Origin of the sequence: Saccharothrix hoggarensis, from assembly GCF_042678885.1 — a bacterium.
Lineage (GTDB): Bacteria > Actinomycetota > Actinomycetes > Mycobacteriales > Pseudonocardiaceae > Actinosynnema > Actinosynnema hoggarensis.
The window spans coordinates 3076-14809 of record NZ_JBHTLK010000182.1; the positions used below are offsets into that span (position 1 = coordinate 3076).

At 73.4% G+C, this 11734-nt stretch carries 10 protein-coding genes; 3 read left to right on the forward strand and 7 right to left on the reverse strand.

Annotation, left to right across the window (positions count from 1 at the left end):
• Positions 1-75: 75 nt before the first annotated feature.
• The 3 genes from ACFQ3T_RS26835 to ACFQ3T_RS26845 all read right to left on the reverse strand — a co-directional run bounded on the left by ACFQ3T_RS26835 (position 76) and on the right by ACFQ3T_RS26845 (position 4599).
• Complete coding sequence (locus ACFQ3T_RS26835; protein ID WP_380727139.1) at positions 76-747, reverse strand: maleylpyruvate isomerase family mycothiol-dependent enzyme; 672 nt, start codon at positions 745-747, stop codon at positions 76-78.
• Positions 748-817: 70 nt separating this feature from the next.
• On the reverse strand, positions 818-1744 hold the full coding sequence (locus ACFQ3T_RS26840; RefSeq protein WP_380727141.1) for an ABC transporter permease: 927 nt from the start codon (positions 1742-1744) through the stop codon (positions 818-820).
• Complete coding sequence (locus ACFQ3T_RS26845) at positions 1741-4599, reverse strand: alpha/beta fold hydrolase (RefSeq protein ID WP_380727143.1); 2859 nt, start codon at positions 4597-4599, stop codon at positions 1741-1743. Before ACFQ3T_RS26845 ends, ACFQ3T_RS26840 begins: the two co-directional genes overlap by 4 nt.
• A gap of 410 nt (positions 4600-5009) precedes the next feature.
• Between ACFQ3T_RS26845 and ACFQ3T_RS26850 the strand changes: the two genes are divergently transcribed.
• The 3 genes from ACFQ3T_RS26850 (at position 5010) to ACFQ3T_RS26860 (ending at position 8614) form a co-directional block, all read left to right on the forward strand.
• Entirely contained in the window at positions 5010-6017 is a 1008-nt protein-coding gene (locus ACFQ3T_RS26850) for a TerC family protein (protein ID WP_380727145.1), read from the forward strand.
• Positions 6018-6070: 53 nt separating this feature from the next.
• Positions 6071-7981, forward strand: a complete 1911-nt coding sequence (locus tag ACFQ3T_RS26855) for a S9 family peptidase (RefSeq protein WP_380727147.1) — start codon at positions 6071-6073, stop codon at positions 7979-7981.
• Between the two features lie 66 nt (positions 7982-8047).
• On the forward strand, positions 8048-8614 hold the full coding sequence (locus tag ACFQ3T_RS26860; protein ID WP_380727149.1) for a GNAT family N-acetyltransferase: 567 nt from the start codon (positions 8048-8050) through the stop codon (positions 8612-8614).
• 75 nt (positions 8615-8689) lie between these two features.
• Here ACFQ3T_RS26860 and ACFQ3T_RS26865 read toward each other — a convergent pair whose 3' ends face one another.
• The 4 genes from ACFQ3T_RS26865 to ACFQ3T_RS26880 all read right to left on the reverse strand — a co-directional run bounded on the left by ACFQ3T_RS26865 (position 8690) and on the right by ACFQ3T_RS26880 (position 11596).
• Entirely contained in the window at positions 8690-9346 is a 657-nt protein-coding gene (locus ACFQ3T_RS26865; RefSeq protein WP_380727151.1) for an RES family NAD+ phosphorylase, read from the reverse strand.
• 191 nt (positions 9347-9537) lie between these two features.
• Entirely contained in the window at positions 9538-10122 is a 585-nt protein-coding gene (locus ACFQ3T_RS26870; RefSeq protein ID WP_380727153.1) for a DNA-binding protein, read from the reverse strand.
• Between the two features lie 213 nt (positions 10123-10335).
• Positions 10336-11199 (reverse strand): hypothetical protein, encoded by an 864-nt coding sequence (locus ACFQ3T_RS26875; protein ID WP_380727155.1) that lies wholly within the window; start codon positions 11197-11199, stop codon positions 10336-10338.
• A 94-nt stretch (positions 11200-11293) separates the two neighbouring features.
• Positions 11294-11596: a type VII secretion target gene (locus ACFQ3T_RS26880; protein ID WP_380727157.1), complete on the reverse strand. Its 303-nt coding sequence runs from the start codon at positions 11594-11596 to the stop codon at positions 11294-11296.
• Between the last annotated feature and the right edge of the window lie 138 nt (positions 11597-11734).

Here is an 11734-nt window from a genome sequence, read left to right on the forward strand (position 1 = left end):
CCGCTGACGCCCCGACCGCCGACGTGTCCTGACGGTCCGACCGGCCGGAACCGGCGCGACCGCGGCGCGCAGGCGCTAGCGGCGCGACGGGTACGTCGGCCAAGGCCCGAGCGGGGGCAGGGGCGAGGCGGACGCCAGGGATTCCGGGCCGCCGCGGCCGGACAGCCACGCCGCGAGGTCGCGGACGGGGCCGGACACCTCGACGCCCGTGCCCCACGCGCGCGGCACGTCGGTGGCCCGCAGCGAGAACCCGTCGGGCAGGCGGGGCCGGAGGACGTCGACCGCGTGGCACGCGAGGTCGACGCCCCACTCCGCGGGCCGGACGCCGAGGTCCAGGTCGACCAGGTGGATCCACACCTCGCGCCAGCGGGTGAACACGGCGGGCAGGGGGTCGGGGACGTCGGGCGATTCCGGCTCGGACCAGTCGGCGACGGCCGCCCAGGCGCGTTCCAGCCGCTCCGAGTGCTCGACGGTGGCGGCGCGGTGCTCGGCGGCGGTGCGGGAGGCGGTGGCCTCGATGATCGCGTCCCGCTCGCCCGGCTCCCACAGTGCGACGACCTCGCCGCGCGCCTGGTGCTCGACGACGCGGCTGCGCGCGCGGGCGGCGTCCGCCAGGTGGGCGAGCACGTGGCCCCGCGTCCACCCCGGCAGCAGCGACGGCTGGGCGACCTGCGCGTCGGTCAGGTCGGCGATCACGTCGTGGAGCCGCCGGTGCGCCTCGGCGACACGGGCCAAGGGTGGCGTCATACCGCCACCGTAGCCAAAGGAGAACGGCGCACCGGCCGAAGCCGGTGCGCCGTTCCCGGCCGGCCGGACGTCAGCTGGTGATGTCCTTGCGGGCGAACTTGCGCGCCGCCAGCAGCGTGAAGAACGCGCCGAACGCCAACGCCGAGAACGTCCCCTTCGCCATCTGCGACCAGTCGACGTCGGACGACAGCAGGTCCGCCCACGCCAACGCGTAGTGCGTCGGCAGGTAGTTCCGCAGGTCCTCCAACGCGGTGATCTGGTCGAGGATCTGCGACACGATCGACGCCAGCACGGCGCCGCCGACCGCGCCGAGCGGCGCGTCCGTCGACACCGACAGGTACAGCGCGAGCCCGGCCACCCAGAACAGGTGGATCGAGATGTAGACGACGGCCAGCGCCACGCCGTACACCCCGGCCCCGAACGACGCGGCCTCGCCGGTCGGCGACACCGCCTCGCCCGCCCCGTACCAGGCGACGCCGACGGCGAGCGCCACCGCGGGCAGCAGCGCCAGCGCGAACACCGACATCAGCCCGGACGCGAGCGCCTTGCGCCGCAACAGCCGGTGCCGGGGGATCGGCGCGGCCAGCAGGTACTTCAACGACGACCACGACGCCTCGGACGCGATCGTGTCCCCGAAGAACAACGCCACGATCATCGGTAGCAGGAAGCTCCCGCTGACGAACAGCGTCAGGATCACGAAGTTCACGCCGCTGGCCGTGGCCAGGTCGACGAACCCGCCCGCGCGCCGGTTCGGCGACGCCTGCCCCAGCTCGAACGCCACCACCAGGATGAACGGCAGCAGCACCAGGAACCCCAGCACCAACTGCGTCCGCCTGCGGCGCAACTGCCGCGCCAACTCGACCCGGACGGGCAACGTGCGCCCGGCCCGGTAGCCGACCTTGGACCCGTCCGGCGCGACCGACGAGTGCTCGGCCGCCGCCGCGTCCGCCAGGTCGGCGATCGCGGCCGGGTCAGTGTGCACACCGTTCTCAGTCATTCGCCCACCAACTCCAGGAACGCGTCTTCCAACCGCCGGCGCGGACCGGCCTGGTCCACCGCGACGCCCGCCGCCACGAGCGCCTGCAACGCGGTCGCGCGCGGCGTCCCGTTGAGGCTCGCGTGGACCTGCTCGCCGTCCACGTGCACGTCGTGCACGCCGGCCAGGCCGCGCAGCACGGTGGCCGCCTCGTCGGGCCGGTCCACCCGGAACGTCGCCTCGCCGCCGCCGGTCGCGATCTCCTCGACCGGGCCGGCCGCGACCAGGCTGCCCTTGTGCATCACGACGACGTGCGTGCACGTCTGCTCGACCTCGGCCAGCAGGTGCGACGACACCAGCACGGTGCGCCCGGCCGCCGCGTAGCTGCGCAGCACCTCGCGCATCTGGTGGATCTGGGGCGGGTCGAGCCCGTTGGTCGGCTCGTCCAGCACCAGCAGGTCCGGCAGGCCGAGCATCGCCTGGGCGATCGCCAGCCGCTGCCGCATGCCCTGGCTGTACGTCCGCACGCGCCGGTGCACGGCGTTGCCCAGCCCGGCGATCTCCAGGGCCTCCTCGACGTGCGCCTGCTCCGGCGGACGGCCCGTGGCCGCCCAGTACAGCCGCAGGTTCGCCGCGCCGGACAGGTGCGGCAGGAAGCCGGAGCCCTCGACGAACGACCCGATCCGGGACAGCACCGGCGCGCCGGGGCTGACCTTGTGGCCGAACACCCTGATGCCGCCCTCGGTCGGCCGGATGAGGCCCATCAGCATGCGCAGCGTCGTCGTCTTGCCCGCGCCGTTGGGCCCGAGCAGGCCGAGCACCTGCCCGTGCTCCACCCGGAACGACAGGTCCTTCACGGCGGTCAGCCCGCCGGGGTAGGACTTCGTCAGGCCCTCGATCACCAGCGGCACCGATTCGAGCGACGGGTCGACGTCCGCGGTCAGCCTGCGGCGGAACCACGCGACGACGGCCGTGATCAGGCACACGATCAGCACGATCGCGATGCCCCACAGCGCCGTCGTCGGCACCTCGCTGGTCGCGTTCACGCCCGGCACCACCGGCACCGACAGGCCCGTCGAGGCCAGCGAGATCCGGTACGCGGCGGGCTCCTGAGCGTTCGCGTACGCCTGGTCGGTGGTCGACACGACGAGCTGGAACCGGTGGTCGGCCTCGACCGGGCGCACCGCGCCGGGCAGCGTCACCGTGACCTCGACGGGCGTGCCGTCGGCGGGCAGGTCCGCCACCCGCACCGGCGCGACCGCCGAGCCGGGCAGCGTGCGCACGCCACTGGCGTCCGCGTCGTACAGCTTCACGAACAGCACCGCGCCGTCGGCGGGCACCGGCTGCCCCGGCACGGCGGCGACGCGCAGCCGCACCGTCGACGAGCCGGTCAGCAGGGTCTGCGCGGTCTGCGGCTCGCTCTGGAACACGGCCGCCTGGCCGGGCAGGTCGATCGACAGCCGCGACGACAGGGAGCTCGACCGCGACACCACCGACCCGAGGCCGGGCAGGCTGGACACCGCGGCCGGGTTGCCGCCCGCCGGGTTCACCACCACCTGCTCGCGGCCGGTCAGCGGCACGTCGCGACGCTCGGTGGCGTCGGCGCCGACCAGGCCCGGGTACGCGGGCGCGACGACGTTGCGCAACGACGGCGCGCCGCTGCTGCGGAACGCGCCGACCACCGTGTACTCGAAGGTCGTGCCGGGGTCGTCGCCCTTGCCGTCGAGGTGGAACGCCATCCAGTCGGCGATCTGCCCGCGCAGCTCGGGGCCGGGCGAGCCGCCGTCGTGGCCGCCCGCGTACCAGACGACCTTCACCTTCGCGCCGTTCGCGGCGATCTGGCGGGCGTTGGCGTCGGCCTGGTCGAGGCCGAACAGGGTGTCCTGCTCGCCCTGCACCAGCAGCGTCGGCTGGGTGATCTTGTTCGTGACCGACGACGGCGAGGCGCGGCGGAGGACCTCCAACGTCCGCGGCCCGGCCTTGCCGGTGGTCGCGACCTCGGTGTACGCGGCGCACACGTCGGCCTGGAATCGCCCGCACGCGCCGTTCACCGGACCGGCCGGCCGGGGGTCGCCCTGCTGCTGCGGCGGCGCGGCGGCCGACGCGGCGGCGTTGTCGAGGCCCTGGTTGTCGTCGTCCTGACCGGGCTCGGCGGCCTCCTGGCCGGGGTTCGCGGCGTCCGCGCCGGACAGGCCGGCGGAGAAGAAGATGCCCGCCCACGAGCGCTTGAACACGCCCGCGTCGGCGAACGCGCCGGCCGCGGGAGTGGCCGTGGTGAGGCCGTCCAGGCTCGCCGAGTTCGGCAGCAGCGCCTGGGCCAGGTCGTTGTAGGTGATGACGGGGGCGATGGTGTCGACGCGCGGGTCGACGCCCGCCAGCGACAGCGCCAGCGCGCCGCCGTACGAGCCGCCGGTGACGCCGACCTTCGGGTCTCCGCCGCCGTCGGTCGCCACCTCCTCGCGGGTGGCCAGCCAGTCGAGCAGCTTCTGCGCGTCGCGGACCTCGTGGTCCAGCGAGTTGAGCGCGATCTGCCCGGTGCTGCGGCCGAAGCCGCGGGCCGAGTAGGCCAGCACCACGAAGCCGCGCTGGGCGAGCTCGGTCGCCTGCGCGGCGACGCTCGCCTTGCTGCCGCCGAAGCCGTGCGGGAGCAGGACGGCGGGCGCGGGGGTGCGCTCGGGCAGGTAAAGGGTGGTGTCGATCTGCACGGTGCGGTCGCTGTCCGGACTTTCCGGCACGTCGATCACCGCGTCGCGGGTGCTCACCGGGACGGGGTCGTCTCCTTGGCGCGTCCAGACGACGATGGCGCCCACCAGGGCGACCAGCACGACGAGCGCGGGGAGCGACCACCTGCCGCGGAGGCGGTTGAGGGAGGCCACGGAGTTGACCATAGGCGTGGTTGGCTGAGAACGGGCTGTCGGCTCCGTGTCGCGCTCTCAGCGAAACCGTCCCGCGACGACGTCGCGCCGAACTCGGCCGGACCTCGTGATCTCCCGTCCGACCAGCGGCGCGAGGGGACCGCCGCGCGGGGGACGGGCGGCGTCCGGGCGGTCTACCCGCTGGTCGTCGGCGCGGACCCGGTCGGGTGCGTCTGATCACGCTGACTGGCGCGAGACCGCATTCATGCGTGAGACTGTGGTCTGCGTGGAGGGGAGTACTCCCTCGCGGCGGTGTCGTCAGCACGGAGCCTGGCGTGGGGTTCCCGGTGCCGCCGGTCGGCTTGCTGAGAGCCGGCGGAGGAGACCTCCGGTCATTGGCGTGCGCGCGCGATGCACCGGAGGTTTATCGAATGTCTGTACCCGTGTGGCTGTGGTTCGCCACGATCGCCGGCCTGGTGGTCCTGCTGGCCATCGACCTCTTCATCGTCGACCGCAAACCGCACGAGGTGACGATCGCCGAAGCCGCGCGGTGGGTCACCTTCTACGTCGGTGTCGCCGTGCTGTTCGGCCTGGGCATCTGGTACTGGGCGGGCGGGGTGTCCGCGGGTGAGTTCTTCGCCGGGTACATCACGGAGTACTCGCTCAGCGTCGACAACCTGTTCATCTTCCTGATCATCATGACCACCTTCAAGGTGCCCGCGATCCACCAGCACAAGGTGCTGCTGATCGGCATCCTGATGGCGCTGGTCATGCGCGGCATCTTCATCGCCGTCGGCGCGGCGGTCATCGCGCAGTTCAGCTGGGTCTTCTACCTCTTCGGCGCGTTCCTCATCTACACCGGCTACAAGCTGGCGCGGACCGACCACAACGCGGAGGAAGAGGAGTACCACGAGAACGCCGCGCTGCGGTTCGTCCGCAAGGTGTTCCCGGTGACCGACCGCTACCACGACGAGAAGTCGTTCGTGAAGATCAACGGCAAGCGGTTCGTCACGCCGATGTTCATCGTCATGGTCGCCATCGGCACCACGGACCTGCTGTTCGCGCTCGACTCCATCCCGGCGATCTTCGGCCTGACCAAGGAGCCGTTCCTGGTCTTCACGGCCAACGCGTTCGCGCTGATGGGCCTGCGGCAGCTGTACTTCCTGCTCGGCGGCCTGCTGAACAAGCTGGTCTACCTGTCGATCGGCCTGTCGGTGATCCTCGGCTTCATCGGCGTGAAGCTGATCCTCGAGGCGCTGCACACGAACTCGCTGGGCTTCCTCAACGGCGGCGAGCCGCTGGACGTGCCGACCATCGGCATCGAGCTGTCCCTGTCGGTGATCGTGGGCGTGCTGGCCATCACCACGATCGCCAGCCTGATCAAGGTCCGCCGCGACCCGGACTCGGTGAAGCAGGTCGCGCCCAGCGACCATCTGTGAGCGTCAAAAACTCGTGAGCCTTGCTAATAATCGGTGCGGTAACGTCCTCGGACGTGCGCCCCGATGACTTGCAGTCGTTGACCCAGCCCGGCTCCGTGTCGGTGCGTGGTGACCTCGTCCTGGTGAACGTCGCCACGCCGGACGTCGCCGCGAACGCCTACCGGGGCGGGCTGCACCGCGTCGCCCTGGACGGCGGCGGCACGCGGCGGTGGACGTGGGCGGAACGCGACCTGGCCCCCAGGATCTCCCCGGACGGGCGCTGGGTCGCGTTCCTGCGCGTGGCGGAGCGCGGCAAGCCGCCGCAGCTGCACGTCATGCCCGCCGACGGCGGCGAGGCGCGCCGGCTCACGGACCTGCCGCTGGGCGCGGGCACGGCGGTGTGGGCGCCCGACTCGCGGCGGCTCGCGTTCAGCGCCCGGGTGCCCGAGCCGGGCCGCTACGGCACGCCCGTCGCCGAGGGCGAGGAGCCGCCGACGCCGGACGCCGAGGCGCCCCGCCACATCACCCGGCTCGACTACCGGCTGGACGACGTCGGCTTCACCGCCGACCGGCGCACCCGGCTCTTCACCGTGGACGCGCTGGACCCCGACGCGCGGCCGGTGGAGCTGACCGACGGCACGTTCGCCGTCCTGGAGCCCAACTGGACCGCCGACGGCGAGCGGCTGCTGTTCCTGGCGGAACGCGACCTCGGCGCGACCGAGACGTTCCACAACGACGTGTACTCCGTGCCCGCGTCCGGCGGCGCGCCCGAGCTCGTCGTCCGCACCGCGGGCTGGGCCGCGCACCCGGTCGGCCTGCCCGACGGCGGCGTGCTGTTCTACTCGCCCGAGAGCGCGCCCGGCACGGCGAGCATCGCGCGGAACATGAGCCTGTGGCGGTTCGACGGCGAGAACCTCACCCGGCTCACCGACGTGGAGACGGTGGACTGCGAGAAGGCCGCCGGCCCGCCGGTGGTGACCGACGCGGGCGTGCTCGTGGCGGTCCGGAACCGAGGCGCGGTCGAGCTGCGCCGCGTGCCGCTGGACGCCTCCGAGGCCGCCCTGTCCGACCTGGAGCTGCTGGCGGGCGAGCGGGCCGAGGTGAAGTCGTTCGCCGCCGACGGCGACCGGGTCGTGGCCGTGGTGTCCACTTCGGACAACCCCGGCGAGGTCGTGCTGGTGGGCGGCGGCACGCTGACCGACTTCGGGTCGGCGGTGCCGCTGCGGCCCGCCGTGGAGCTGACCGGCTCGGCGCCGGACGGCTACCCGGTGCACGGCTGGCTCGTGCTGCCCGAGGGCGAGGGCCCGCACCCGGTGGTGCTGGCCGTGCACGGCGGGCCGTTCATGTACCACGGCTGGGGCTTCTTCGACGAGGCCCAGGTGTACGCCGCGGCGGGCTACGCGGTCGTGCTGCCCAACCCGCGCGGGTCGGCCGGGTACGGCCAGGCGCACGGCCAGTCCGTGATCGGCGGGTTCGGCACGGTGGACGTGGACGACATCCTCGCGGTGCTGGACGTCGCGCTGGAGCGCCCGGACCTCGACGCGGACCGGGTCGGCGTGATGGGCGGCTCGTACGGCGGGTTCATGACGTCGTGGCTGGCCGCGCACCACGGCGAGCGGTTCCGCGCCGGGTGGAGCGAGCGGGCCGTCAACGCGTGGGACTCGTTCGCCGGGTCGTCGGACATCGGCTGGTACTTCACCGACGCCTACTGCGGGCCGAGCCTGGAGGCCCAGCGCGCGATGAGCCCGCTGACCTACGCCGAGAAGATCACCATGCCGTTCATGGTGGTGCACTCCGAGCACGACTGGCGCTGCCCGCTCGAACAGGCGCAGCGGCTGTTCGTCGCGCTGCGTCGCAACGGCGTGGAGGCGGAGATGCTGGTGTTCCCCGGAGAGGGGCACGAGCTGACCCGTTCGGGCAAGCCGCGTCACCGCGCGCAGCGGTTCGAGGCCGTCCTCGCGTGGTGGGCCCGCCACCTGGCCTGAGCCCGGCGGCCGAACGGTTGGCGGAATGGCTAGCGGACGGCGTGCCGGTTGCGGCACGCTCACCGGATGCAGTGGACCGTGCGGGCCGGACGGCCCGACGACGCGCCCGAGATCGCCAGGATCAACGTCGATGCCTGGCAGCACTCGTACCGGGGGATAGTGGACGACCCGGTGCTGGACCGGATGCTGCCCGAGAGCAGGCTGCCGACGTGGTCGCGGGTGCTGCGGCTGCCCGAACCCAGCCGGGTGTTCGTGGCCGTCGAGGAGGGCACCGGCCGGATCGGCGCGTACTGCGCGGTCGACGAGGTCCGCGAGGCGAAGGACGCGCACCCCGACCTGCACACGGGCGAGCTGGTGGCGATCTACGCCGATCCGCGCTTCCACGGCCGCGGCGCGGGCCACGAGGTGCACGAGGCCGCCATGCGCCACCTGATGGAGCAGGGGTTCCGGTACGCGGTCGTGTGGGTGTTCCAGGACAACGCCAAGAGCCGGGCGTTCTACGAGGCGCACGGCTGGCGGCACGACGGGCTCGTGCACCGGTACGAGCTGGGCGACCAGGAGTTGCCCGAGGTCAGGTACGGCCGGTTCCTCCCGGCGCCGCGCAAGCGCGGGCGGCAGACCACGAAGGTCTGAGCCCGCAGAGTGTCGGCCTGCGGAGTCTTGGCCCGAGGAGCCTGCGACCGGGCCGGTCCGCGCCCGCGGGACGCGTCACCCGAGCAGGGTGTAGTTCAGCTCCTCGCAGACCCGTGCGAGCGGCAGGTCGAGGCCGGGGTGCTCCAGCGGCAGCAGCACGTCCGGCGACGCGGGCAGGCCCGTCGCCGCCGGCGGGTCCCAGAGGCACACCGCCGGGTCGCCGCCGTCCATCGACGACCGGTACCAGAGCCCGTCCAGCTCGGGGTAGGCGGCGCGGATGGCGCGCGCCCACTGCTGGGTCAGGTGCTTGGGGCCGGAGCTGATCTCCTGGGACGCGCCGACCCGGGTGGGCCACAGCCCGGCCAGGTCGAGCAGCCGCAGGGTCCGCCGGGGCCGCAGCACGACGAGGAACGGGCTGCGGGTCCGCCGGTCCACGACCGACGTCGCCTGGAACACCTCGGCCACCGACGTGCGCACGGACAGCCCGAAGTAGAGCACGCCCTGGTCGTGGGCGTGCGTGGGCGACCCGTCGGGCGCGGGCGGCTGGGTGTCGAACCGCGCGTGCGGCAGCGGTCCGGTGTACCGGAAGCTGTTCCAGCGCTGCGGGTGCAGGCCCTTCGCGGTGAAGACGCGCACCAGGCGGGTGGCCCGGTGCACCGCCACGACGTCCTCGGTGCGGCGCAGGCTCGCCTGGAGCACAGCGGGAGCGGGCGGCTGGGGAAGCCGTGACATTCGCGTCCAAGGTTCTCGGCGACAGGTTCATCGGCGACGGGTCGTGGGCAGCCGTGGTGTCGGCGGCCGGATCGTCGGCGACCGGGTCAGGCGGGTGGGCCGATCAGGCGGGTGGCCGATCGGCGGCGATCTCGATCAAGGGTGTCGGTCGCGCGTGGTGACGGTCGCGCGGTGTCGGTCGTGGGCGGCGGTCAGGCGGGTGTGCCCAGCTGCGCCGCCAGCGCCGCCACCCGGCGCGGCTCGCCTCCCGCCAGCAGCCACTCGCGCGGCGTGGTCGGTCCGCCGTCCACCACCAGGTCCTCCTGCTCGGTCGTCATGAACCCGGCCACCACGAGCGCCGGCTGGTCCGTCGGCACGGCGGCCAGCACGGCCTCCAGCCCCGGCAGCACGCCGCCGCCCGCGAACTGCCAGGCGGGCAGCCGCCAGCTGCCGCGGTCCTTCCAGCCGACCAGGCGGCCGACGCCGAGCCGGTGCCGGATGCGGCTGGTGTCCACCCCGAGCCGGCGGGCCGCCTCCGCGACGGTCAGCGCCGAGTCGCGCAGCACGGCGTGCGCCACCACGGTCCGGGCCCGGCCCTGGTCGTCGTCGACCCGGTGCGGGCTCAGGTCCAGCCCGACCTCGATCAGCGCGTCACGCTGGTCGGGTGGGAAGTAGCTCGCCGGATCGGGGTGTGGCGGGGCGAGCCTCTTGGCGGCGTCCGCCACGAGGGAGAGGAACTCGTCCGGGGTGACCTGCAGACCTGCCTTGGCCAACACCGCCTCCAGCGCGGGACTCATGCGCACAGGGTATCCCGAGCGTGCGCTTTTGTGCGCGTTGGTAGCCCGATTGACCAACGGCCTCGACTGTGTGCGCACATCTCGCCACTCTACGTAAACGCGTGAGGTCGGGCACGGTGACGTGCGCCTCACACGGACGCGCGAGGGCGCGCACGACCGGGAACGCCCGAGGTGCGTGTGGGTGACGAAACGCGGCGGCGGGCCGCGGCAGGACTACTGACCGGTGATCAACGCGACCGCGCGCTCACGGGTCGCCTCGTCCACCTCGCCGAGCTGGAACCCGCGCCCGACGATGTGCGCGACCAGCTCCGGCTCCGGCGGGAGGCCGTGCTTGCGCAGGTAGTGCGGCACCGCGCCGGCCCAGATCCAGGAGCCGTCGGTGCGGAAGTTCAGCGGCACGTCCTGGTCGCCGGGCACGAACTCGTCCACGTCGAGGTGGCGCGCGGCGAGCACGACCGGCGCGCCCTCCAGGTACACCAGCAGCGCCTCCGCGAGCCGCGGGTCGATCGCCTGCCGGTTGACCACCGGGCGGCCCGCCTCGTCGCGGCCGTCGTACACGTGCGCGGTGCGCAGACCGCCGTCCTGGGCGGCCGGTGACGCCTCGGCGGCCTCGACCGGCGGCGGGGGCGGGGGCAGCGGCGGCAGGCCCAGGCGCGCGCGCAGCCAGTCGGGGATGCGGTCGTCCTGGCGCGGGAACGTGCGCAGCTCGTCCTGGAAGCCGATGAGCGGCGGCGCGTTGCGCCAGCGCGGCTCGTCCTCGGCGTTGAAGTCGACCGCGAACTCGGCGGGCGCGACGATCTCGTACACCGCGCTCAGCCACGTGCCGCGGTCCGGCTGGTACATGCCCGCGCGGAGCTGCCCGAACAGCTGGACCACGTCCATCGGGGGGCGCACCGGCCGCCACTGGCCGTCGGGGCCCGCGAACGCCAGGTCCACCTCGATGTGCCTGCCCGCGGCCCGGTACTCGGCCCGGACCCGCTGCCAGCCGGGGGGCAGGGCGGGGAGCATGGCCCGGCCGATCTGCTTGACGAGCTGGTTCTGCTCCTGCTCGGTCAGCGGTGTGGCTGGCTGGCTCATGCGTCGAACACCCCTTTGGCTCCCCCGGCGCGGTGTGGCTGATCTTAACGGCCGCGACCCGCGCGCGTGGTCCGGTTGGGCGAGCCCCCGCCGGTCAGCCGCCGGTCCGGAAGCTGTCCCGGATGGCGTCTTCCATCTCGCGGTACTGGTTGACGGTGTCCTTCACCGACCGGCCCGCGGCCTCCATCGCCTCGACGGCGCCCTGCAGCGCGTCCAGGCCCCACTGCTCGACCGGGTCCAGCATCATCCGGAACGGCTGGCAGATGATGCCGTACGCGTCGGTGGGCATGCTGACGGTCTTCGCCGCGTCCACCGCGCCCTGCAACCGCGAGCCCAGGTCGTCCAGCTGCTTGCTGTGCGCGTCGAGCGTGTCCGCGACGATCTCGAAGCCGGCCATGCGATCCCCCTGGAAGGCTGGTTAGGAAAGGAAGGACTGCCCGAAGTCGTCATCGTCGTCGTCGGGCCGGCGCGCGGGCCTGCGGGACGACGGCGGCGCGGGCGGCGTGCTCGAAGGGCCGTGACGCGGTGGCGAAGG

Excerpts from the sequence above, each read along its gene's own strand:
- ACFQ3T_RS26860 (WP_380727149.1), top strand. The coding sequence starts at position 8,048 with ATGCAGTGGACCGTGCGGGCCGGACGGCCCGACGACGCGCCCGAGATC.
- ACFQ3T_RS26875 (WP_380727155.1), bottom strand. The coding sequence starts at position 11,199 with ATGAGCCAGCCAGCCACACCGCTGACCGAGCAGGAGCAGAACCAGCTC.
- ACFQ3T_RS26880 (WP_380727157.1), bottom strand. The coding sequence starts at position 11,596 with ATGGCCGGCTTCGAGATCGTCGCGGACACGCTCGACGCGCACAGCAAG.
- ACFQ3T_RS26840 (WP_380727141.1), bottom strand. The coding sequence starts at position 1,744 with ATGACTGAGAACGGTGTGCACACTGACCCGGCCGCGATCGCCGACCTG.
- ACFQ3T_RS26835 (WP_380727139.1), bottom strand. The coding sequence starts at position 747 with ATGACGCCACCCTTGGCCCGTGTCGCCGAGGCGCACCGGCGGCTCCAC.
- ACFQ3T_RS26850 (WP_380727145.1), top strand. The coding sequence starts at position 5,010 with ATGTCTGTACCCGTGTGGCTGTGGTTCGCCACGATCGCCGGCCTGGTG.
- ACFQ3T_RS26870 (WP_380727153.1), bottom strand. The coding sequence starts at position 10,122 with ATGAGTCCCGCGCTGGAGGCGGTGTTGGCCAAGGCAGGTCTGCAGGTC.
- ACFQ3T_RS26865 (WP_380727151.1), bottom strand. The coding sequence starts at position 9,346 with ATGTCACGGCTTCCCCAGCCGCCCGCTCCCGCTGTGCTCCAGGCGAGC.